This window comes from Flavobacterium tructae (assembly GCF_001853485.1).
Taxonomy (GTDB): Bacteria; Bacteroidota; Bacteroidia; order Flavobacteriales; family Flavobacteriaceae; genus Flavobacterium; species Flavobacterium tructae.
The window spans coordinates 116,883-141,214 of record NZ_MIKE01000027.1; the positions used below are offsets into that span (position 1 = coordinate 116,883).

The 24,332-nt window shown below is 35.7% G+C and carries 20 protein-coding genes; 5 read left to right on the forward strand and 15 right to left on the reverse strand.

From position 1 onward, the window contains the following. Nucleotides 1-67: 67 nt before the first annotated feature. The gene (gene aspA / locus BHE19_RS19475) at nucleotides 68-1,477 is read right to left on the reverse strand and encodes an aspartate ammonia-lyase (RefSeq protein WP_070908489.1); all 1,410 of its coding nucleotides are present in this window, start codon (nucleotides 1,475-1,477) and stop codon (nucleotides 68-70) included. Between the two features lie 335 nt (nucleotides 1,478-1,812). On the opposite strand from aspA, the gene BHE19_RS19480 reads away from it, so the two are divergent. Beyond that, on the forward strand, nucleotides 1,813-2,391 hold the full coding sequence (locus BHE19_RS19480) for a pentapeptide repeat-containing protein (protein ID WP_070908490.1): 579 nt from the start codon (nucleotides 1,813-1,815) through the stop codon (nucleotides 2,389-2,391). Between the two features lie 571 nt (nucleotides 2,392-2,962). Here BHE19_RS19480 and BHE19_RS19485 read toward each other — a convergent pair. The 4 genes from BHE19_RS19485 to glyA form a co-directional block, all read right to left on the reverse strand. Next, nucleotides 2,963-3,460, reverse strand: coding sequence for a GNAT family N-acetyltransferase (locus BHE19_RS19485; protein ID WP_070908491.1), 498 nt, complete (start codon nucleotides 3,458-3,460; stop codon nucleotides 2,963-2,965). 22 nt (nucleotides 3,461-3,482) lie between these two features. Continuing rightward, on the reverse strand, nucleotides 3,483-4,523 hold the full coding sequence (locus BHE19_RS19490; protein WP_070908492.1) for a GMP reductase: 1,041 nt from the start codon (nucleotides 4,521-4,523) through the stop codon (nucleotides 3,483-3,485). Between the two features lie 163 nt (nucleotides 4,524-4,686). Continuing rightward, nucleotides 4,687-5,280: a tRNA-(ms[2]io[6]A)-hydroxylase gene (miaE, locus tag BHE19_RS19495; protein ID WP_017497075.1), complete on the reverse strand. Its 594-nt coding sequence runs from the start codon at nucleotides 5,278-5,280 to the stop codon at nucleotides 4,687-4,689. 227 nt (nucleotides 5,281-5,507) lie between these two features. Continuing rightward, on the reverse strand, nucleotides 5,508-6,782 hold the full coding sequence (glyA, locus tag BHE19_RS19500; RefSeq protein ID WP_070908493.1) for a serine hydroxymethyltransferase: 1,275 nt from the start codon (nucleotides 6,780-6,782) through the stop codon (nucleotides 5,508-5,510). A gap of 108 nt (nucleotides 6,783-6,890) precedes the next feature. Between glyA and fahA the strand changes: the two genes are divergently transcribed. Further along, nucleotides 6,891-8,174 carry a fumarylacetoacetase gene (fahA, locus tag BHE19_RS19505; protein WP_070908494.1) on the forward strand — a complete coding sequence of 428 codons (1,284 nt, stop codon included), beginning with the start codon at nucleotides 6,891-6,893 and terminating at the stop codon, nucleotides 8,172-8,174. 172 nt (nucleotides 8,175-8,346) lie between these two features. Here fahA and BHE19_RS19510 read toward each other — a convergent pair whose 3' ends face one another. Next, on the reverse strand, nucleotides 8,347-9,387 hold the full coding sequence (locus BHE19_RS19510) for an agmatine deiminase family protein (RefSeq protein ID WP_070908495.1): 1,041 nt from the start codon (nucleotides 9,385-9,387) through the stop codon (nucleotides 8,347-8,349). Between the two features lie 229 nt (nucleotides 9,388-9,616). Between BHE19_RS19510 and BHE19_RS19515 the strand changes: the two genes are divergently transcribed. Further along, nucleotides 9,617-11,137 (forward strand): choice-of-anchor I family protein, encoded by a 1,521-nt coding sequence (locus BHE19_RS19515; protein ID WP_070908496.1) that lies wholly within the window; start codon nucleotides 9,617-9,619, stop codon nucleotides 11,135-11,137. 218 nt (nucleotides 11,138-11,355) lie between these two features. Next, a complete protein-coding gene (locus tag BHE19_RS19520; RefSeq protein WP_070908497.1) occupies nucleotides 11,356-12,624 on the forward strand; it encodes an OmpA family protein in 1,269 nt (422 codons plus the stop codon). Between the two features lie 118 nt (nucleotides 12,625-12,742). On the opposite strand, the gene BHE19_RS19525 is transcribed toward BHE19_RS19520, so the two are convergent. From BHE19_RS19525 to clpB, 7 genes are all read right to left on the reverse strand, one after another. Then, the gene (locus tag BHE19_RS19525; protein ID WP_070908498.1) at nucleotides 12,743-13,630 is read right to left on the reverse strand and encodes a carbon-nitrogen hydrolase; all 888 of its coding nucleotides are present in this window, start codon (nucleotides 13,628-13,630) and stop codon (nucleotides 12,743-12,745) included. A gap of 170 nt (nucleotides 13,631-13,800) precedes the next feature. Then, nucleotides 13,801-14,214: a hypothetical protein gene (locus BHE19_RS19530; RefSeq protein ID WP_070908499.1), complete on the reverse strand. Its 414-nt coding sequence runs from the start codon at nucleotides 14,212-14,214 to the stop codon at nucleotides 13,801-13,803. A 336-nt stretch (nucleotides 14,215-14,550) separates the two neighbouring features. Continuing rightward, nucleotides 14,551-15,438 (reverse strand): DUF808 domain-containing protein, encoded by an 888-nt coding sequence (locus BHE19_RS19535; protein ID WP_070908500.1) that lies wholly within the window; start codon nucleotides 15,436-15,438, stop codon nucleotides 14,551-14,553. A gap of 438 nt (nucleotides 15,439-15,876) precedes the next feature. Beyond that, nucleotides 15,877-16,911: a hypothetical protein gene (locus BHE19_RS19540; RefSeq protein ID WP_070908501.1), complete on the reverse strand. Its 1,035-nt coding sequence runs from the start codon at nucleotides 16,909-16,911 to the stop codon at nucleotides 15,877-15,879. A 102-nt stretch (nucleotides 16,912-17,013) separates the two neighbouring features. Then, on the reverse strand, nucleotides 17,014-18,051 hold the full coding sequence (locus BHE19_RS19545; RefSeq protein ID WP_070908502.1) for a hypothetical protein: 1,038 nt from the start codon (nucleotides 18,049-18,051) through the stop codon (nucleotides 17,014-17,016). 22 nt (nucleotides 18,052-18,073) lie between these two features. After that, nucleotides 18,074-18,568, reverse strand: a complete 495-nt coding sequence (locus BHE19_RS19550) for a T9SS type A sorting domain-containing protein (protein ID WP_070908503.1) — start codon at nucleotides 18,566-18,568, stop codon at nucleotides 18,074-18,076. Nucleotides 18,569-18,717: 149 nt separating this feature from the next. Next, nucleotides 18,718-21,321: an ATP-dependent chaperone ClpB gene (gene clpB / locus BHE19_RS19555; RefSeq protein ID WP_070908504.1), complete on the reverse strand. Its 2,604-nt coding sequence runs from the start codon at nucleotides 21,319-21,321 to the stop codon at nucleotides 18,718-18,720. Nucleotides 21,322-21,529: 208 nt separating this feature from the next. Between clpB and ytxJ the strand changes: the two genes are divergently transcribed. Then, nucleotides 21,530-21,919 carry a bacillithiol system redox-active protein YtxJ gene (gene ytxJ, locus BHE19_RS19560; protein ID WP_070908505.1) on the forward strand — a complete coding sequence of 130 codons (390 nt, stop codon included), beginning with the start codon at nucleotides 21,530-21,532 and terminating at the stop codon, nucleotides 21,917-21,919. A 72-nt stretch (nucleotides 21,920-21,991) separates the two neighbouring features. Here ytxJ and BHE19_RS19565 read toward each other — a convergent pair whose 3' ends face one another. Beyond that, entirely contained in the window at nucleotides 21,992-23,158 is a 1,167-nt protein-coding gene (locus BHE19_RS19565) for a hypothetical protein (protein WP_070908506.1), read from the reverse strand. Then, on the reverse strand, nucleotides 23,155-24,156 hold the full coding sequence (locus tag BHE19_RS19570; RefSeq protein ID WP_070908507.1) for a DUF2157 domain-containing protein: 1,002 nt from the start codon (nucleotides 24,154-24,156) through the stop codon (nucleotides 23,155-23,157). The genes BHE19_RS19565 and BHE19_RS19570 overlap by 4 nt, the downstream gene beginning before the upstream one ends. Nucleotides 24,157-24,332 lie beyond the last annotated feature (176 nt).

The window sequence follows — 24,332 nt, forward strand, 5'->3', positions numbered from 1 at the left end:
TCCGTTTCCATAAAAAAAGCCGACACTAAAAATAATGTCGGCTTTCTGTAAATAGAGAGAGTCTCTCCTATTTTGTAATGAATTTTGGGTTGATCAAATTATCCAATGAATAAATTTCGTCCCATTTTTCCTGAGTGATTAATTTTCTTTCGATCACGGCAATCTGATGTACACTTTTGTTTAATTTCAAAGCTTCACCTGCAATACTCGCACTTTCTTCATATCCTAAAATTGGATTTAGCTGAGTCACGATTCCAATACTATTCATGACCATATTGTAACAGTGATCTTCATTTGCAGTGATTCCAATGATACATTTATCAATTAAAGTCTGAATTGCATTTGAAAGATAATCCAATGAAGTAAACATAGCGAAAGCAATTACCGGTTCCATTACATTCAATTGCAATTGTCCCGCTTCGGCTGCCATAGTTACAGTCAAATCCTGTCCGATTACATAAAAACAAGTCTGATTTACCACTTCCGGAATTACCGGGTTTACTTTTCCTGGCATGATAGAAGATCCTGGCTGACGTGCAGGCAGATTGATTTCGTTGAATCCTGTTCTTGGTCCTGAACTCAACAATCTTAAATCGTTACAGATTTTAGAAATTTTAACGGCAGTTCTTTTCAATGTTCCCATGATTTGAACATAAGCTCCGGTATCTACAGTAGCTTCAATTAAATCAGGAGAAAGGGTTAACGGAATTCCAACTTCTTTTGCTAAGTAGTTTACACAAATTTCAGGGTATCCTTCTGGTGCGTTTACTCTTGTTCCGATAGCTGTTGCTCCCATATTGATCTCCAAAACCAAACTCTGAGCGTCTCTTAATCTTCTAACATCTTCTCCAATAGTGGTAGCATAAGCGTTAAACTCCTGTCCTAAAGTCATAGGAACAGCGTCCTGCAATTGTGTTCTTCCCATTTTCAGAACACTTTTGAACTCTTCTCCTTTTGCAGCAAATGCTATTTCAAGGCCTTCTAAAGTTTTAATAAAACTTTCTATTTTCAGATAAAGTGCAATTCTAAAAGCTGATGGATAAGCGTCATTAGTAGACTGAGAACAGTTTACGTGATTGTTTGGGTGTAAGAAGTTATAATCTCCTTTTTTATGTCCTAAATATTCTAAACCAATATTAGCGATTACTTCGTTAGCGTTCATGTTTACCGAAGTTCCGGCTCCACCCTGAATTAAATCGCTTACGAATTCCTGATCAAATTTACCGGCAATTACCTGGTCACTTCCGTAACAAATTGCTTCGGCTATTTTAGCGTCTAATGCGCCACAATCTTTGTTGGCCAAAGCTGCCGCTTTTTTTACATAACCTAATGCTTTGATGAATAAAGGTTCTTTTGAAATAGGAATTCCTGTGATATTAAAATTCTCTACTGCTCTGAAGGTTTGGATACCATAATATAGATGATTTGGAATGTCTAATTCCCCTAAAAAATCATGCTCTTTTCTTGTTGATCCCATATAATTTGAATTATTACGTTTTAACTTTAAAAAACAGTGTAAATCTACATCAAATTACCCTCATAGGAAAATATTTCAAATCAAATACTGCTAAGATTTTCTTAAATTTTACCTCTAAAATTAAGTACTTAACATTTTAAGGGGCAAAAAATATCAAATTCACAAAAAACCCCTCCGAACAGAGCTCCTTAACTGCATCAGGCAAAAGGTCTTAACCTTCTTTTCTACTCCATCCGAAAGTCAACGCAGGAATCGAAAATTATCTTTATTTATCGTCTGCTAGTACTCGTATAATTAGTATCTTTTCGGTCTGAAAATTATCTTTAAAAATCACCTTGAAAAAAGAATCTCAATATTTCCTTGATAAAGAATACGATACCATTATTTATGGTAAAGAGGATGTCAATTTTAAAGATTTTGAGTGTTGTGTTTTTAACAATTGTAATTTTTCTGCCTGTACCTTTTTAGCCGTTACTTTTATCGATTGTGTTTTCAACGATTGTATTTTCAGTGAAGCCAAAATTAACTATGTTGCCTTTCGAACCGCCACTTTTAATCGCTGTGAAATTAAAGACGTTAATTTTGCCATGTGCGACAAGCTGATCTTTGAAATTCATTTTTACGATTGTATTTTGGATTTTTCAAAATTTTACACTTTGAAGATTAAGGGAACTACTTTTACGAATTGCAGTTTAATTGCTGTAGATTTTATGGCTACCGACCTCACCAGCGTCCTTTTTGACAATTGTGATTTGTACCGCTCTGAATTTGACAAAGCCATCGCCAATAAAGCCGATTTTAAAACCAGCTACAATTACACCATTGATCCCTCAAAAACTAAACTCAAAAAAGCAGTTTTTGCTTTGAATGAAGTAAAAGGATTGTTATTCAAGCATGATATTATTGTTAGTTAGATACTGAAATGACAAGAGAACATAGAAAACTCCGATCGATTTATAGAATAGTTCTTTTTCTAAATTGCATGCCGTATTTTCTTTGCGGTTAGGCTTTCGCCCTTACAGAGCTAAACTCATACTCGATATCTTTCATAGCGCTTCGCACTATGCTGATGCTGGTGCTCCTTCAGAGCTTTACTTTTTTTATGCGGTTTGATTCTAAAACTTCGACTGTAGATTATTTTTTTTAAACTATAGATCTCAAAAAAAATAGAGAAACTTCCGATTATCGAAAAAAAATCCACAGCCTTACTTAACAAGCAAACAGGCTCTTTAACAACACCTTAAGTTTTCGAATAAATCCAAAAAAAGCCAGTCAAAAAAAACTGGCTTATTGCTTTCTCTATTCTAATTCATAGGTTGTCTAACTGAAAAGAGTGTATCACTTTTAGTAATAACAGAAAGTCATAAAAAGAAATGTGTTTCACTTACACCTACTTCACGTATTTCACATCTTACATTTCACAACTTACATTTTACTTCCTTCCTCTATGTCTTATTCTAATTATATAGAACAACGGGGTCAATTTTAAAACTTCTTCTCCATTACATAATCTTCCATCAAGTAACCGTTTCCAATATCAAGATCGGATTCTCCAACAATTTCAAAACCTATCTTTTTATAAAAACCCAGAGCGGTATTAAATCGGTTCACATTTAGGGATAATGCCTGAGAATTGTGTACTGCCCCAAGTCTTTTAATTTCTTCAATCACTTTTTTACCAATTCCTTTGCCCTGAGTTTCCGGTAAAAGGTAAATTTTATGAATTTTGGTTACTGCTTTTTCTTTATAATTGTGTTCAATTCCGATAAACCCTATATTGGTCATATCATCCTCAATCATATAAAACAACTGCTCTTTTTTATCTAACTGATCGGCCAAAGCTTCTTCAGAGTAAAAAAGATCCAACATATAATCTAATTGTTCTTTGGTTAAGATTTCACCGTATGTAATCGGCCATGTTATATGTACTATTTTTTGAATTTGTTTAATATCGCTAACTGTAGCTTCTGAAATTGCAATCATATTCTATTTTAAAATGCTTTTATTACTTTGTAAAAACTTGATTTTCCTGTTCACTTACCCTAATAAAGGTAGTTCTTTTGGTAAGTTCCTTTAGACGTGAAGCCCCTACATAGGTACAAGTACTTCGCAAACCTCCCAATATATCTAATATTGTATTTATGACCTCACCTTTAAAAGGCACCTGCACTGTTTTACCTTCACTTGCCCGGTACTCAGCCACTCCTCCAACATGTTTCTCCATAGCTGTTTTAGAACTCATTCCGTAAAACTGCTTGAATTTCTGTCCTTTTTTTTCAATCACTTCGCCGCCACTTTCCGTATGTCCTGCCAACATTCCGCCTAACATTACAAAATCTGATCCTGCACCAAATGCTTTTGCCACATCTCCCGGTGTCTTACAGCCGCCATCACTAATAATATGTCCGCCTAAACCGTGAGCAGCGTCGGCACACTCAATAATAGCCGAAAGCTGCGGATATCCTACACCTGTTTTTACACGGGTAGTACAAACAGAACCACCGCCAATTCCTACTTTTACTATATCAGCACCGGCCAACAGCAGTTCTTCGACCATTTCTCCCGTAACTACATTTCCGGCAATTATAACTTTGTCTGGATATTGTTTGCGGGTTTGTTTCAAAAACTGCACAAAATGTTCTGAGTAACCATTTGCAACATCGATACAAATAAATTTAAGCAATGGATTTTCTGTAATAATCCGGCTTATTTTTTCAAAATCATCTGTTCCTGTTCCTGTACTGATTGCAATATGATCATAAAAATCAGTTGTCTTGTCTTTTAAAAACACCTTCCATTCTTGTGGAGAATAGTGTTTATGAATGGCAGTAAAGAGTCTTTCTTTCGCTAGAACTCTGGCCATTTCAAAAGTTCCGACCGTATCCATATTCGCTGCCATAATTGGAACTCCGGACCAGCACGAAGTACTGTGCAAAAACTTAAAATCTTGTTTTAAAGAAACTTCAGATCTGCTTTTTAGCGTTGATCTCTTTGGACGAATCATTACATCTTTAAATCCCAGTTTCAAATCAGTTTCTATTCTCATAGGTTTCCGTTTTTGTGGCACTCAAATATAGTGAATTACGGATTGTGAATGGTGAAATTTTAGATGTAAAATGTTAGATGTGAACTGTTAAATGTGAAATATCGGATGTGAACTGAATCCTAAATACTGTCCAACGAAAACTGCAAACTGAAAACTAAAAACGTTACCCGTGAATAGTTTCTCCTTTTCCGTAATTGGTAATAATTGATTCTTCAAAAGCCAGCCACTCTCTCCAACGCTTTTCTACGTCAATTCCAACGCCGTACTTTCGGGCATAGGTAATAAAAGTAGTATAATGTCCTGCTTCACTTTCCATTAACTCTCTGTAAAAAACGGCCAGTTCTTCGTCCTGAATATTTTCAGAAAGCACCTTGAAGCGCTCACAGCTTCTGGCCTCGATCATTGCAGAAAAAAGCAATCTTTCTACCAGTCCGGAAACACGGCTTCCGTCTCCGCTTTTCTTCATGTACTGATACAGTTCGTTTACGTAATCGTCTTTACGCTCACGTCCAAGCTTCAATCCTCTTTTAATGATAATATTATGAACCTGCTCAAAATGGTCGATTTCTTCTTTGGCTAAAGCCAATAAATCCTGCACTAAATCCTGATGCTCAGAATTGTTAGTGATAATTGTAATCGCATTTGTTGCTGCTTTCTGCTCGCACCACGCATGATCCGTCAGGATTTCTTCAATATTTTTCTCTACGATATTCACCCATCTTGGGTCTGTTGGCAGTTGTAATCTTAGTACGCCCATTTTTTTGTTTTATTTGTTTCAGGTTTCTTTTGTTTCAGGTTTCAAGTTTCAAGTTCCTTTTGTTTCAAGTTTCAGGTTGCTTCCACAACTTACAAGATTTAACGTTCTATATTTTCCGCGGTAAAAAACATGAAACTTAATTACTCCCAGAACTAAAAAAAGTTTAAAGTTCTATACTTTTTACAGTACAAAACTTTAAACTTGAAACTTTTAAGCTTGAAACTTTATTAGTATACGAAAATTGGTCTTTCGCTCATCATTTCATTTACTTCATCTGCTACCTCTTCGATAACTGCTTCGTTTGTATGATCTGTAAGTACTTTGTCGATTAAAACAACAATCTTTTCCATATCTTCTTCTACTAAACCACGAGTAGTGATTGCAGCTGTTCCTATACGGATTCCTGAAGTTACAAATGGTGATTTATCATCAAATGGAACCATATTTTTATTTACTGTAATTTCTGCTTTTACTAATGCGTTTTCAGCTTCTTTACCAGAAATACCTTTATTTCTTAAGTCGATAAGCATCATATGATTATCTGTTCCGCCAGAAATAATGTTGTATCCTCTTTTTACAAAAGCATCAGCCATAGCGTTTGCATTTTTCTGCAATTGCATAGCATAAGTAAAGAAATCATCTTTAAGTGCTTCACCAAAAGCTACTGCTTTAGCAGCGATAATATGCATTAAAGGTCCACCTTGATTTCCAGGGAAAACAGCAAGATCTAATAAAGAAGACATCATTCTGATTTCTCCTTTTGGAGTTTTTAAACCTTGTGGGTTTTCGAAATCTTTCCCCATCAAAATCAAACCTCCACGTGGTCCGCGTAATGTTTTATGAGTAGTTGTAGAAACAATATGACAATGTGGAATCGGGTCATTCATCAATCCTTTAGCAATAAGACCTGCAGGATGAGAAATATCAGCAAACAAGATAGCCCCTACGCTGTCTGCAATTTGTCTGAAACGTGCAAAATCCATATCACGTGAATAAGCCGAAGCTCCTGCAATAATTAATTTTGGTTGTTCTTTAGTGGCAATTTCCTGAATTTTATCATAGTCTAAACGACCCGTTTCAGCATCTACACCATAAAAAACAGGACGGTACAAACGACCTGAGAAGTTTACAGGAGAACCGTGAGTTAAGTGACCTCCGTGAGATAAGTCGAAACCTAAAATAGTATCTCCAGGATTTAAACATGCATGGTAAACTGATGTATTAGCCTGAGATCCAGAGTGTGGCTGAACGTTTGCATATTCAGCTCCAAATAATTCTTTGGCTCTGTCAATGGCAATTTGCTCAATTACGTCTACTACTTCGCATCCTCCGTAGTATCTTTTGCCTGGGTAACCCTCGGCATATTTGTTAGTTAAAACAGAACCAGCTGCTTTCATTACCTCATCACTTACAAAATTTTCTGAAGCGATAAGTTCTAATCCGTGAATTTGTCTGTCCTTTTCTTCTAGTATAAGGTCAAAAATTTGTTCGTCGCGTTGCATTTTTTCGTTTTTCGTTAATTTCCTGCAAAAATACAAAAAAACGTTTGTCAAACTGTTAGATTATGATATATTTGACATAGAATTTTTCAACAAATAATTAACATTCACATGCCAATAACCGCTAACGATACTAAGAGAAAATCATGGTTAGAAGTACCAGAAAATAGTGATTTCCCTATTCAAAATATTCCATTCGGTATCTTTCTTACCAAAGAAAATGTTGTTACTGTAGGAACAAGAATTGGCGATTACGCTATAGACTTAGGGGCTCTACAACAATTAAACTACTTTGCAGGAATAGATCTGACTGATGATATGTTCATGCAGGACACTCTTAATGATTTCATTTCTTATGGAAAAATAACCTGGAGATTAGTCCGTAACCGAATCGCTGATATTTTCGACGAGACCAATCCACAATTAAGAGATTCAAAAAAAGACCGCGATATTGTTATTTTCAATATTGATGATGTCGAAATGCAATTGCCGGTTTTAATTGGTGATTATACGGATTTCTATTCCAGTAAAGAACACGCAACGAACGTTGGAAAAATGTTCCGTGATCCTGAAAATGCTTTATTTCCTAACTGGTTACACATACCAATAGGTTACCACGGAAGAAGTTCTACCATTGTTCCGTCAGGAATTCCGGTACACCGTCCAATGGGACAGACTTTACCTGCCGGTCATGATACTCCGGTATTTGGTGCTTCTCGTTTAGTAGACTTTGAGTTAGAAACTGCTTTCATCACTACAGATGTAAATGTAATGGGTGAAAACATTTCAACTTATGAAGCAGAGGACTATATCTTCGGAATGGTTTTATTAAACGACTGGAGTGCCCGTGATATTCAAAGATGGGAATATGTACCACTTGGACCATTTTTAGCTAAAAACTTTGCTTCTTCAATTTCTCCGTGGATTATTACAATGGATGCTTTGGAACCTTTTAGAACTAAAGGCCCTAAACAAGATCCTACTCCGCTTCCTTATTTACAAACAAAAGGAAAAAAGGCTTACGATATTCATTTAGAGGTTGCTTTAAAACCTGAAAATCAGGAAGAAACCGTAATCTCAAAATCAAACTTCAAATACATGTACTGGTCTATGGCACAGCAGTTAACACATCACACCTCTAACGGATGTCGTGTAAACTCCGGCGATATGATGGGTTCAGGAACTATTTCCGGTCCAACTGAAGACAGCTTTGGTTCGATGTTAGAGCTAACCTGGGGAGGAAAAAACCCAATAACCTTAAATGGTGGTGGTGAACGTAAATTTATAGAAGATGGTGATACAGTAATCATTAGAGGTTACTGTGAAAGTAATGAAGTACGTATTGGTTTTGGAGAAGTTTCAAGCCAATTATTACCTCCTTTTGTGAGACAATGAAGAGATCCTGCCGTATCGGAAGATATATAAGCAAAAAACCTTGTTAGCTGACTAACAAGGTTTTTTTTTATTCTTTTTGCCACAGATTAAAGGATTAAAAACTGATTTTTTATAATCTGCGAGAATCCTTTAATCTGTGGCAAAAAATTCGATACCCTTCGAAATCTAAAAATTAAGCCGGAATCTGTTGACTCAAGCAGTGTAATGTTCCAAAGCCCCAGATAAAATCAATACAGCTGATACCGATTACTTCTCTGTCAGGAAAACATTCGGCAAGTATATTCAAAGCTACACGATCATTGCTGTCGTTAAAAGTAGGAACCAAAACACAATTATTCAAAATTAGGAAATTCGCATAGCTGGCCGGTAATCTTAACGTATCAAAATCAACACGTTTTGGCATTGGCAATGCTACGATAGTCGGTGATTTTCCGTCTTCCAATTTTGCATTTTGCAAACGTTTCAAATTGTCCTGCAATGGTTTATAATTAGAATCGTTTTTATCCGTTTCTACAATCGTTACAATGGTATCTTCGTTTACAAATCGGCATAAATCGTCGATGTGTCCATGTGTATCATCTCCTTCTATTCCGTCACCGAGCCATATTACATTGGTAACTCCTAAGTACTCCTTAAAAACAGCCTCGTAATCTTCTTTGGTGAAACCTGCATTTCTAACCTGAATGGTCGGATGCATCAAACATTCTTCAGAAGTCAATAAGGTTCCTTTTCCGTTTACATCAATTGCACCGCCTTCTACAATTACAGGTTTCCCCTTATACATTACCTGTGTAAGCGGAACATCAATAAAATCGGCTATTTTAGCAGGAACAAATTTATCCAGCTGGTAGTTTTTGTACTTCGCCCAACCGTTGAAATTAAAATTCAAAGCTTCTCTTTTTGAACCATTTTGTACAATAATTGGTCCCGAATCACGCATCCAGCTTCTATTGGTTTTGTGAACAATAAAGGAAACATTCGCCAGATTCACACGTCCCATTTCCAGCATTCCTCTTACTTTTTCTTTTAGTTTTTCATCGGCTACAACCAAAAAAACAGTTTCAAAAGTAGCTACTTTTTTAATAAATTCTACAAAAGCCCATTGAACAGCTTCGTATTTTCCCGGCCAGTCGTTTCCATTATGCGGAAAACACAATACAATTCCTTGTTGTTTCTCCCATTCCGCCGGAAATCTTCTATTATTTGTTGACATAAAATGATTCTAAATTTGAAAGTGCACAAAGATAATGAGATAATGTGATAATTAGATAATGTGATAATTAGATAATTGGACAATTAGACAATTGAACAATCTAACAATTTAATAATTAATAAATTAACCAATTATCTAATTGACAGATTAAATTAAAGATTAAATAATAAAGCCTTAATATAAGACCATAATCTGCTAATTACATTTGGCAAAACTAAAAAACACAAAAATGAAAAATGTAAGCCTTTCATTATTAGCTGCTTTATTTGCTATGGCAAGCTGTAATAATGATGAAACCTCAAAAAATCAGGAATCCGAAGTTGCGGTCAACGAAAATCCGGGTTCTTTCAAAGAAATCGGTTCTATTACCATTGGCGGAGAAGCAGCCGCTGAGATTTCGACTTATGATGAAAAAACAAAAAGACTTTTTACAGTAAATAATAGCGGAACGAATCAAATTGATGTCATTGATATTTCCGATCCTACAAAACCCGTTAAAATTGGTAAAATCGATCTGACTCCCTACGAAGGTGCTTCCAATAGTGTTGCGGTTTACGATGGAAAACTGGCTGTTGCTTTAGAATCAACCCTTAACAAACAAGGAAATGGAAAGGTGGTTATTTTTAATACCAGCGACTACAGCTTAATCAAACAAGTAACCGTTGGTGCATTACCTGACATGATTACGTTTTCACCGGATGGAAAATTCATCATGACAGCTAACGAAGGAGAACCTAACACTGATTATACGCAGGATCCAAACGGAACCATTTCTATTATTGATACAGCTACTTATGCTGTTACAACTTTAGATTTCAGTTCTTTTAGTGGTCAGGCCGAAGCTTTGAAAAAAGAAGGATTTAGAATTTCAAAATTTGCCAAGAGTTTTGCTCAGGACATAGAACCTGAATACATCACCATATCTGATGATTCTAAAACGGCCTGGGTTACTTTACAGGAAAACAATGGTGTTGCCAAAGTAGATTTAACTTCTAAAACTATCACAGCTCTTTATCCTTTGGGCTTTAAAAATTTCAATACCGCCGAAAATGCCATTGATGTAAGTGATAAAGACGATAAAATTGCTTTTAATCCCTGGAAAGTAAAAGGAATGTACATGCCGGATGCCATTAGTCATTTTTCAGCTAACAATACTCCTTATTTTGTTACAGCCAACGAAGGTGATGCCAGAGAATATGCTGCCTACGCAGATATTAAAAGAATGAAAGACATGAAACTGGATGCTACTGCTTTCCCTGATGCTGCGGCTTTAAAATTGGAAACTAATTTAGGAAGACTTAATCTTATTGCTGATATGGGAGATACTGACGGCGACGGTGACCTGGATGAGTTGGTCGCTTTTGGAGCCCGCTCCTTCTCTATCTGGAATGGAAATACCGGAAAAATTGTTTATGACAGTAAAAATGATGTTGACAAAAAAACGAATGAGCTCGGAACTTACGATGACAAACGCAGTGATGACAAAGGTTCTGAGCCGGAAGCAGTCGTTGCCGTTAAAATGGGAACTCAGAATATTTTATTTGTAGGTTTAGAAAGATCTGATGCTTTTATGACTTATGATGTAACAAATCCTGCTTCACCACAATATTTACAAACCGTAAAAACCGGTGATGCTCCGGAAGGAATACTCTTCATTCCGGCTTCTAAAAGTCCAACCAAAAGAAGTTTGTTAGTGGTTAGCAGTGAAGGAGATGGAACTGTAAAAATATACCAGCCAGATTTAAAATAACCTTCACATTTACAATTTCAAAAAGGGGCTAAAAATTAAATTTAGCCCCTTTTTTTGACCAAATATTTTGATTTCATTAACATATTTGCATAATTAAAACCCAAAAGATGGGAATTATGTAAGACCAAATAGAACACTATCTAAATTTCGTACTCTAAATTTGTCCTGAGTTTAAAAGTTAAGGCTCAAAAATAATATTAAATAAAAATTTGGATATCATGAAAAAGAAATTAGCTTCAGTATCACTTTTACTACTATCAATCGCTGCCAGTGCACAAAACACGACAACGACATCGGCCCAGTCTTCAATCGACAAACCTGCTTACAATAAATGGTCTATAGAATTAAACGGAGGTTTAAACAAACCTATGAGAGCCATAACACCTGGCTATTCAACGGAATCACTTAGTGCATTTCATGCCGATTTAGGTGCAAGATATATGTTTAATCCTAAATTTGGTTTGAAACTGGATGTTGGATACGATCAATTTCAGGAGCGTAAAGACACTCCGGAGTTTGACAGCAAATATTACAGAGCAAGTTTACAAGGGGTTGTTAACCTTGGAAGAGCTTTAAACTTTGAAACCTGGACAAATACTTTTGGTTTATTGGCACATGGAGGTTTTGGTGTTTCTCAATTAAGCAGCGATAAAGGTTTTGACGGGAAAGATTATATGGCTCACGGAATTATGGGATTAACCGGACAAGTGAGATTAAGCAACAGAGTTGCTTTAACCGGAGATCTTACCGGAATTGTTAACGGAAGACAAAACCACAACTTCGACGGAAAAGGAGTTCCTGCTACCGGTTCATTAGATGGTGTGCTGTTAAATGCATCTGTTGGTTTGACATTCTACCTGGGTAAAAATACAAAACATGCTGACTGGTATTCTGAAGACAATGAAAGACTGAATAAATTAGAAGACCGAGTAAATACAATTGAAACTAATCTTATTGATACCGATAAAGATGGTGTAGCTGATTTGTATGATTTAGAGCCAAATACAATTTCAGGAGTGGCTGTTAATACTAAAGGACAATCTATTGACACCAATCAAAATGGTGTTCCGGACGAATTAGAGAGCTATTTAGATAAAACTTATGCTAAAAAAGGAAGTGAAGCAGCTCCAACAAACAAAACGGTTGAAGAATTAATTAACGGAGGGTATGTAAATGTATACTTTGATTTCAATTCTTCTAAACCAACCAATACTTCTCTATCTGGTGTTGATTTCTTAGTGAAATATCTGAAAAATAATCCTGGTAAATCAGCAGATATTATTGGATACGCAGACGAAATTGGAAACTCAAGCTACAATACTGAATTATCAAGAAAAAGAGCTGAAGCAGTTAAAAAGATTGCAACAAATGCAGGAATCGATGCTTCAAGGCTGAATGTGATTGCTAATGGTGAAGACACTTCTGTGAACAAAAATTCAAAAGAAGCACGTCAAATCGTAAGAAGAGTTACTTTCCAGGTGAAATAATCTCTCTATATATTTTTAAAATCCACTTCAGACTAGTTTTGAAGTGGATTTTTTTTGCACAAAAAAAGGACGAAATTTAGATTTCGTCCTTTCTTTTATTTTTGAGTATCAGTTAAAACTAATCGATCGCTCTTTTGGTAATGTCGCCAAAAGCATCAATTCTTCTGTCTCTGAAAAATGGCCAGTTCTGACGTACATTTTCCTGTAGATCCAAATCAACTTCAGCAATTAGAATTTCTTCCTGATCATGAGAAGCCTGAGCTAAAATCTCCCCCTGAGGTCCTGCGATAAACGAAGCTCCCCAAAACTGAATTCCTTCTGTTCCTTCAATATACTTTTCTAATCCAATACGGTTTGCAGCGGCAACAAAAACACCATTCGCAACAGCATGACCTTTCATTACGTTCATCCATGCGCCATATTGATTTACTCCATACTCTTCTTTTTCTTTTGGATGCCATCCAATTGCTGTTGGATAAAATAAAACCTCAGCTCCTTTTAAAGCAGTAATACGTGCTGCTTCCGGATACCATTGATCCCAGCAAATAAGTGTTCCGATTTTTCCTTTTTTAGTCTCAATAGCCTGAAAACCTAAATCACCCGGTGTGAAATAGAATTTTTCATAGAAATGCGGATCGTCCGGAATATGCATTTTACGGTATAATCCTGCTTCTGTTCCATCCGTATCAATGATGTAAGCACTATTATGATAAATTCCTGCCATTCTTTTCTCAAAGAAAGGAACAATAATTACCACCCCTAATTCCTTTGCTAAGGCACTAAAAGCAATAAATGAAGTGCTGTAAAGTGGTTCGGCTAATGCAAAATTATCTACATCTTCGCTTTGGCAAAAATAATGACTGCTGTACAATTCCGGAAGCAAGATTACTTCAGCTCCCTTAGTAGCTGCGTCTCTTACCCAGCTGATACATTTTTTAAGATTATTCTCCGCAACATCATTCAGATTTAACTGAATAACGGCTATTTTATACTTTCTTTTCGGCATGACATAAAATTTAGAGTGCAAAAATAGTATTTTTTGAAAGAATGACAAAGAACACCTATCCTCCAGTTCTTATAAAAAAGAAAACCATCTTACAAATATTTCATTCTATTAAAGAATCAAATATTTGCAAAATGGTTTTGCTACCTAAGATTTATCCGGTAAGAACTTAATTATTCAATAACCACTTTTGTCGTGATAAACTCTGTTTCTGATTTTTTGAATTTGATTTCAAATGTTCCTTTTGTTGCAGACTTAAATTTATAAACTGTCTTTTTAGGATCCGGTACCTGCATCGTACAAGGTCCTGTTGGATATTTTGCTTCCACTTGCAACCCTTTTACTCCTCCAATTGTTACTTCGCTAATTTTACTGAATTCTCCACAAGCGTTAGCTACAAGAAAAGTAACATCGTAGCTTAGTTCTTCGTTAACCTTCCCAGTTGCAGGGCCTTTCACTTCTGTAACCAAAGCAACCTTAGTAATTGATTCAGGAATGCTTGGTGCGTCATTATCGTTACTGCATGAAACTAATCCAATAGCTAAAAATAATACTACAAAAACTGATTTTAATTTAAACCTTTTCATATAAAATAATAATTAATTGTTAATTACTATGAAGATGCCGTTGGATGGCAATGGTTGCTTTTCAAATTTGTTAATTCTTTCTACAAAACCAATAAACCGCTAAAAATCAAACCTTTATTTTACCAAAATACTTTAAAAAAAATATCCATTTCTTATGAAAAAACAAAATTTATCGCCTAGCCCCGATAGAAACGGCATCCTTTTTCCTGCTTCTTTAGCAGGGAAAAGATAGAGTGAATAGCGGGACAAAAGTTCTTTTAAAAATGAGTTACAGTGCTTCAAAAAAAAACACCAGCCTTTCGACTGGTGTTTGTTGTATTTAGGATACTGTTTCTTTTAAGCAGCTTCTTTTTTACCGAATATCTTTTTAAACAGACTTATTACAGCCAATACTACAAAACCTAACACTAAACCTGTGACAAATTCTTTTATAATAGAAGGGACATTAATTTCTTCCATTAGATGATGTAAAAACGGAATATAGTGTACAAAGATCCCTCCTGCTACTAAAATCAAAGCTATTGTACCAATCACGGTTAAACTTTTAATGACCAAAGGCAATGCTTTTACTAGTATATTTCCAATAAATTTCGATATGCTTTTCTCTTTTTTACTGAATTTAATAAGCTTATACCCTGCTTCATCCATTCTGACAATAAGTGCCACGATACCATAAACACCAACAGTTGCAACTAAGGCAATTATTGACGTTACTATGATTTGCTGACTAAGGGGCTGACCAATTACGGTCCCTAAAGCAATAATTACGATTTCGACAGATAAGATAAAATCGGTTACGATCGCCGATTTTATTTTTCCTTTTTCAGCTTCTAAAATTTCTTCTTCTGTAAACGTTTCATCTGTGATTCCCTCAGATTCTTCGTGTTGGTGCGGAAATATAAATTCGTAGATTTTTTCTGCTCCTTCGTAAGCCAAAAATAAACCTCCAAGTACCAAAATTATAATGATCGCTACCGGCAAAAAAGCACTTAACACAAAAGCAATCGGTAAAATAATCACTTTATTCAATAAGGAACCCTTGCTGATTGCCCATAATACCGGAAGCTCTCTTGAGGATGCAAATCCTGAAGCTTTCTCAGCATTTACGGCCAAATCATCACCCAAAATACCTGCTGTTTTTTTTGCTGCAACTTTACTCATTACTGCAACATCATCCATGATTGCTGCGATATCGTCTAATAGTACGAAAAAACCTGATGCCATTATACTTATTTTGTTTTAGAAAAATCACTTAATTAACTGGTTTTAAATACACCAAATTAATACGTGATCCTGGTTGTTTATTGCTGCGAATCTAAGACTTTTTTGTTGATTTTTCTAGCCAAAAATTAACTACATTGTCCTAAAAGTACCCAAATAATAATAAACACGAAAATAGTTCCAAAACAACCTCCTCCTAATTTTTTCGCACCGTAACCCGCTATTAATCCTCTAAAAATATTGTTCATTGTATTTCGATTAAGATTATTCCTCTTTTGATTTGATTTTCAAACCACTACCGTAAAGTTCTATACTTTATTCTTAATTATTTTATATTACTTTAAGAAAAGATTACATTATTTATGAATCGGAATTCTTAAACAAAACAAAATGCCAGCCTTTCGGCCAGCATTTTTATAAATACTATGATTAAAAGTAAACTTAATCTGTTGTAACACTTGAACCTCTGCCAATTAAAGTAGCTTTATCTACAATACCTTGTCCCGTAGGAGGAGCCGATGGTTTTTGATTTTCTAATCTAACTCCCTTAAAAGAAGAGAGATTTAAAAACCTGCTTAAGATCAGATTAACCTGAGAACTTGGAAGTGCATTACTTGTAAAATCAAGAGTTGTATCCTTATCTGCGATTGTAGACAAAGAAGGCAATTCAATAGAAGTAAGAAGTATGTTATTGTGAAAATATAAGCCTTTACTTGTCGTTAATACAGGAAACGCAATAAACGTTAAAGATGGATTATTCAGAATACCAGTATCGTATCCCTGTATTATTTTCAATGCAGGAAATATAATCGATCCTAATTTATTGTTATTATCTACATCTAAATCATTGTAAACCTCCAGAAGATTGCTCAAATTTACATTAGTCAACTTTGAATTATTCTGAATCTTTAAGGTTACCAGTTTTTTCACGGCACTCAAATCTATACTTGTCAAATTTGTTGTGCTTGTAACATAAATATTCTCGGTATAAGGCCCGAACTCAGCATCTATTTGCGCCACAGCCTGCGCATCTGTAATATCGCCAGTAATTATTATACTTGGTTTTCCTTTGTTCTGACTGCTTCCTGCATATAAAGCATAAGGCACACTTAACAACTGGCTTGTGCCACTGATAGTATAGTTTGTTCCTCCTGTCGGATCGATTTCGGTCTTGATAAAGTGTGATCCGGAGCCCCAATTTATTCCTGAAAAAGTTCCTGTAGTTGGTGTTCCGCCTCCTATTTCTATAGTGGCTAATCCATTACTGTTTGTCGTTGTCGTTTGTGTTTCTACATAAGAAGCCGTACCGCTTGCTGAACCTGCCAGTATACTCGTTTTGATGCTCACTAATGTACCTGCAACCAATGTACCGTCAGTTTTACGAATGACTGATTGGTAGCTCATTTTTTGCGGAGCCTGCGCAAATAAAAAAGTAAAAGAGCTCAATAATAGTAATACAAGAGTAATTTTTTTCATATATTTTTTCTGTTGTTAGAGGATTTTCCTTATTATTTTTTTATCTTTTTACTGTCTTGCCATGCCATGCTATATGCTGACAAAAAAGGATTAATCCTAAATTTAATCGGTTGAAATACTATTATTTGTTTTTATAGTTGCTTTATCGATAATCCCTTGTCCGGTAGGTGGAGCTGGCGGGGTCTGACCTGACAAATCAATAAACTTTCCACTTGCAGGGGAAACATTTAGCAGTTTACTTAAAAGTGAATTGATGTGATAACTTGGAAGTGCATTTCTACTCACTTGAAAACTGTACTGAGTACTATAAAATGCAGAAAAAACCGGTAAATCAATATAAGAAAGAAACGGATTAGCACTGATGTAAATCGTTTTAGTTTTAGCTAATAAAGGAAAAGAAACAGATTGTAATGCCGAATTACCTGAAAAATAAATTTCAGAAGCGAGTACTGTTTTTAAAACAGGAAATGAAATGGAGGCCAATTTTGCATTGCCTTCTACATATAATACATTATAAACTTCCGCAAGGTTGCCCAAAGTTACATTAACTAAACTTGAGTTACTTTTTATACTTAACTCCACCAGCCTTTTTGCAGCACTTAAGTCTAAAGTTGTCAAATTTGTGGTATTCATAATATAAATATTTTCTGTCTCAGGTCCGAACTCAGCAGCCATTTGCGCTGCCGCTTGTGCATCTGTAATGTCACCAGCTATTATTACACTTGTCTTACCTTTGCTTTGACTGTTTCCAGCGTACAAGGCATATGGCACACTTAACAACTGACTTGTACCGCTAATGGTGTAATTACTACCTCCTGTTGGATCAATCTCGGTTTTGATAAAGTGCGATCCGGAGCCCCAGTTTATTCCTGAAAAAGTTCCTGTAGTTGGTGTTCCGCCTCCTATTTCTATAGTGGCTAATCCATTACTGTTTGTTGTGGTGGTTTGGGTTTCTACATAAGAAGCTGTACCAGTTGTTGAGCCAGCCAGAATACTTGTTTTAATACTCACTAAAGTACCGGCAACCAAAGTACCGTCGGTTTTACGAATAACCGATTGATAGCTCATTTTTTGCGGAGCCTGCGCAAATAAAAAGATAAAAGAACTTAATAATAGTAATGCAAGAGTAATTTTTTTCATATCTTTTTCTGCTGTTAGAAAGTTATTTTTTTATGATTTTAAACGTTTTTATGGCTTTACCACTGTTACTTACTGTCAGAAAATAAATACCGCTATTTAACCCTTGCATAGGTACACTGGTATCAGGGCTTGTTACTTCTACTTTTTTGGATACGATTTTTCCGTTAGTGTCAAATAATTGGCATGATAAATTATTCCATTCGTTTGTAGCAACAGTCAAACTAAGTACATCAACAGCAGGGTTAGGATAAGCAGTCATTGCAAGAGTAATACCTTTAAATTCATCATTTCCAAGGCTGATTATTTCATAAGCCTGTTGAACACCTTGCAAAACAAAGCCATTAGCTCCTCCGGGTAAACTTGTGTAGGCAATCTGTCCTACTGAGTAACTCGAGCTACCCCCATTCCCGGTGGCATTCCCACCTGAAACGACTACACTCTCTTGTGAATAGCCATTGGCAATAAATGAAAAAACCGTAATAAATAAAATTAAAAAAGTGCGTAGATTTTTTTTCATATAATTGATTTACTGATTAGTTATTCAAATATAGAATAATTATTATACAGAATATTATTACCAAGAAAAGATTGTATAAAAAAAACACCAGCATTTCTGCTGGTGTCTTTTTGAATTAAGCAAAGATGTACTACACCTCCTTTTTTCAATTATTCTTCCTTATGTGTTTGATTTCTGAAAACCAATTGCCCGTCAAAAGCGTCTAATAGGATGATGCTGTCTGTCGTAATCTTTCCTGCCAGAATTTCTTTTGACAGCTGGTTCAATACTTCTCTCTGAACTACTCGTTTTACAGGTCTCGCACCAAACTGAGGATCATAGCCTTTATCTGACAAATAAGCGATTGCCTCTGGTGTTGCGTCCATTGTAATACCTTGCAGAGCCAGCATTTTTGTAACACTCTTAAGCTGTAAACCTACAATTTTAGAAATATTATCTACAGTTAAAGGTGTAAACATCACAATCTCGTCGATACGGTTGATAAATTCAGGACGGACGGTTTGTTTCAGTAATCCTAAAACTTCAACCTTTGCCGATTCAGTAGCCGATTCAACACTTCCTTTTAAATTTTCAAACTTATCCTGTATGATCTGACTTCCCATATTAGAAGTCATAATGATAATGGTATTTTTAAAATCAGCCAGACGTCCTTTATTATCCGTCAAACGACCTTCGTCTAAAACCTGAAGCAGGATGTTAAACGTGTCCGGATGCGCTTTTTCAATCTCATCTAACAAAATAACAGAATATGGTTTTCTACGAACCGCTTCAGTTAGCTGGCCACCTTCATCATACCCCACATATCCTGGAGGCGCACCAACTAATCGGCTCACGCTATGACGTTCCTGATACTCACTCATATCGATACGAGTCATGGCATTTTCGTCGTCAAAAAGATATTCCGCCAAAGCTTTTGCCAATTCCGTTTTACCCACTCCGGTAGTTCCTAAAAATAAGAACGTTCCAACAGGTTTTTTCATATCCTGCAAACCGGCACGGCTTCTGCGTACGGCATCACTTACTGCTTCAATTGCCTCTTCCTGACCTACCACACGTTTGTGCAATTCGTCTTCCAAATGCAATAGTTTTTCTCTTTCGGTCTGAAGCATTTTCATCACCGGAATTCCGGTCCATTTTGCAACCACTTCCGCAATATCTTCACGGGTTACTTCTTCTTTAATCAAAGAATTACCGGATTGAAACTCCAGCAATTGTTTTTGCAACACCTCCTGACGTTCCTGCGCTTCTTTTATTTTACCATAACGAATTTCGGCTACTTTTCCATAATCTCCATCACGCTCCGCACGTTCCGCTTCGTATTTAAATCCCTCTATTTCGAGTTTTACCGCCTGAATTCCGTCTACAATATCTTTTTCTGATTTCCATCTTGCATAGATCTCATTGCGTTCTTCTTTTAAGTTCGCAAGATCCATACCCAGAATTTTCAGTTTGCTTTCTTCTTTTTCGCGCTTTATGGCTTCAATTTCAATCTCCAGCTGCATGATTTTACGATCCAATACATCCAGCTCTTCCGGTTTTGAATTGATTTCCATACGCAGTTTTGAAGCGGCTTCATCCATCAAATCGATAGCTTTGTCCGGTAAAAAACGATTGGTAATGTAGCGTTGTGACAATTCTACCGCAGCAATAATAGCCTCATCTTTAATCTGAACTTTATGGTGCGTTTCATACTTTTCTTTGATTCCACGTAAGATCGAAATGGCGCTTTCCGTATCCGGCTCATCGATTAAGATTTTTTGGAAACGACGTTCCAGGGCTTTATCTTTTTCAAAATACTTTTGATACTCATCCAAAGTTGTTGCTCCGATTGCTCTTAACTCACCACGAGCCAAAGCCGGTTTCAGAATATTAGCCGCATCCATCGCGCCTTCTCCTCCACCTGCACCTACAAGCGTGTGAATTTCATCAATAAATAAAACAATATCACCTTCGGCAGAAGTAACTTCTTTTACTACTGCTTTTAAACGTTCTTCAAATTCACCTTTGAACTTTGCACCGGCAATCAATGCTCCCATATCCAAGGAGAAAACGATTTTATCTTTTAAGTTTTCCGGCACGTCACCATCTACAATTCGGTGTGCCAGTCCCTCGGCGATAGCTGTTTTGCCGACTCCCGGTTCTCCGATTAACATTGGATTGTTTTTGGTTCTTCGCGTTAAAATCTGTAATACACGACGGATTTCTTCGTCACGTCCGATTACAGGATCAAGTTTTCCGGTACGAGCCAGTTCGTTTAGATTTTTAGCGTATTTATTTAATGAATTATACGTTTCTTCAGCTGAAGCCGATGTTACTCGTTCTCCTTTTCGAAGTTCTTCAATAGCAGCTTTAAGCCCTTTTCCCGTAACGCCCTGATCTTTTAAAATCTGTGAAACTTTGCTTTTCGAATCAAAAATAGCCAAAATTAAATGTTCGATAGAAACATATTCATCGTTCATTTTTTGGGCAATAATTTCTGCTTCATTCAACGCTTTGTTTGCGTCTCTGGAAAGTAATATATCTCCTCCCGAAACTTTTGGAAAGCTTGCAATAGTACTGTCTAATATTTGTAAAAACAACGGTACGTTTACGTTTAGTTTTTTCAAAATAAACGGAGCAACATTTTCATCTACTTCAAAAATAGCTTTAAAAATGTGTTCATTTTCAATCTGTTGTTGTCCATTGCGTTGTGCCAGTTGTTGTGACAGCTGTATGGCTTCCTGCGATTTTATTGTAAATTTGTTTATATTCATATGTATACGATTTAGGATTGATTATTAGTGATATAGTTCGAGATCTTTAAAATTACAATTTATTGGATTAAATTTTTAACTTTAAATATTCTAACTTTGCTATCAGAACGTTCAAATTATATTCCATACTAAAAATACAGACAAAATGGCGTTTTTAATTGGTTTTCAATCCATTTTAAGTGTCAAAAAGTCATAAAGCAAGTCAAATATGAGTTTTTTAAATTCAATCTTCGGAAATTCGGAGTCAGCAGATACCCCAAAAAGTAATGTAAATTGGACCCCATTAACCGATGTTACCCAATTAATGGAAATCGAAGCGATATCCAACGAAAAACCGGTAGTCATTTTTAAACACAGTACAAGATGCAGTATTAGCCGTATGGCTTTGAAGCAATTCGAACGTGAATATGCTTTAGAAGATACTGTAGGCGCTTATTTTTTGGATTTAATAGCGTATCGTGATGTATCAAACGAAATTGCATCGCGATTCAATGTTTACCATGAATCTCCACAATTAATCCTAATCAGAAACGGGAAGGCTGTTTATGATGTTTCTCACAGCGATATCGATGCAGAAGCATTGAAAAGTAAAATCTAGATTTTTTTCTTGTGAGATGTAAAATGTGAGATGTGAAACTATCCTGGTAACTTTTCACATCTCACATTTAACTTAAAAAGTTCCTTCTGAACCTCCTCCGCTGAAACCGCCACCTCCAAAATCCATTGGAGAGTCTTCAGGCTTCGCTTCGGGTTTTACTCCAAATGCTGAAGCAACAATTAAGGTTTCCATATTTAAAAATGGGTTTGACGAATTCAATCGATCCGGTTTAAATGTCAAGCCGCTTTCTTTGTCCTTTAGCTTCTTTATTGAAAAATAAGCTATTGCAAACAAAACTATCCCGCCAAGTGTCAGCGCAATTTCTATTGGTAAAACCGAATGATAAAACCGAATCGTATAAATTGAAAAGCCTATCGCTAAAAAACTAATCCATAGCAAGATTCTATCCTTAGTTTTCAAAGCCTGGACCAAATACACAAAAGGCACGATCAACGTAAAAGCATAAAAGAAAAAAGCAAATGGTATGTCCTTCCCTTCAGCTATTGGGTTATCCATAAGAGTCACCGAAAGTTCCCTAACCACTAAATAATTGCAAGAAAGATAAAACAGTATCAAACAAAAACTATTGGCAAACAAAAGTCCATTATAGTGATATGTTTCGGTTAGTTTTTGAATATTTTTTTTAGTGAAAAAGTAAAATCCTGCCGAAAATAATAGTGTCACAAAGGGTAAAATCATTTTTCCAATTTCTCCCAATTCTAATAGCCCAAAGAATAAAACAGCAACCGAAGCCACGCAAAACACCAATAATGCTGGTAAATTCAAATACCTTCTATAGAGCAGAAACGACTTGAATGCCACAAAAATGGCGATTATTAGTTCGTATCCCTCAGTAGTGATTGCGACAGCAATTCCCAGGTTTAAAATTGATCCTAAAACAAAAGCATCGTCCAGACCATGTCGGTAATATTTCAGATTAGCCAAAAGTTCTGCTCCAACAAAACCAACCAAAGCAAAAATATAACAGCAGATACTGAAAAAGAATTGCTCTCCGCTAAGTCCTAATAATGAAATGGCTCCGCAAATGGACAGATACAAAAATGATCCCAGCAGAAAAAATCCCAGTCGAACCAGAATATTGTTTTGCATTCTAAAAGCAGTCAACTCACTTTTAATTCTATCTTTCTGATTTTTGTCTATAAAACCAGCTGAATACAAAGAAGCAGCTTCTTCTATTAAAATCAAATCATCTAATTCCTCTTTATCGTATGCTGTCATGCTGCCGTTTCTTTATTGAATTTCTTAATTAATTTAATGAATAGTATGATTGAGCCTATAAAATATAAGGGAAGGATTAAAATAAATAACTCCCAGATATCAGAAAAATTAATGCTCTCAAAAACTCTAAACACGAATATATTGAGACCTATATAAGCATAAATAATCATAAAAACATACAATGAAATAGCTTTAAGCTTGTAACTTACTTTATAAAAATAATAGGTTGACGCAGCCAAAACAATTGCAAAAAGCAGCCAAATACCATCCGTATAAGAATCAGTCAGGTTATGAATTAATGCAATACTGGCAATGTGCAAGGCAAAAGTGTGATAAATGATAGTAAAATGCGTTTTTAACTGAATTCTGGAGCTGTAAACCGTCCATAAAATAAGTAAAACAGCCAATAAAATTGCCGAATAACTTAAACTTGGATCCTGGTAGAAATTACTGTTATTCACCAAATCCTGTGGTGTAACAGAAAGTCCTACATAAGCTGCCAAACCGGTAATTGCGATTGTCAAAACGCTTTTATTATCGAAATAATACGCACAAAAGAAACTTACCAGAGTTGGGATTAAAGTCGCCAGTCCGTAATGCGTTCCGAAGGTTTGGTACTGGAACTGTAAATACCCAATAAAAATACAAGTAAGTATATTAGCAGCCAGAACCAGGTATTCTAAAACCGGGTGCTCAAAGGTGGTTTCTGTTTTTTGAAATCCTTTGGCATTTTTAAAACAGAAGTAAAAACAAACTCCAATAACAATCAACAACAACGAAAGAATTGCAATGTGACCTATGGAATCAATATTTTTGTAAATCAAAACTCCGATTCCTGAAGTAAACAACAATACGGACAAGTACAGGGCTAATTTAAGTTCTGCATTTAGTGAAAAAATATTCAATCCGCGATAGGACGTAATTTCCTCATACTTATTTTTACTCAATAATCCCCTTTCCCAAAGGCCTTTGGTGGCCTGATCATCAAACTTATTCATACTTTAATTTTCAAACTAAAAATCAAAAATAAACTTTTTTTATCAAGAATAATTATCTTAAGTAAAAAAAAACTTACTAAACCAGATCGTTCAAACACAAAACCCGAATACTTTTGAATGGCAATAAACAAAAAAACCGATTCGTATCAGATACAAATCGGTTTTTTGATGGGTTT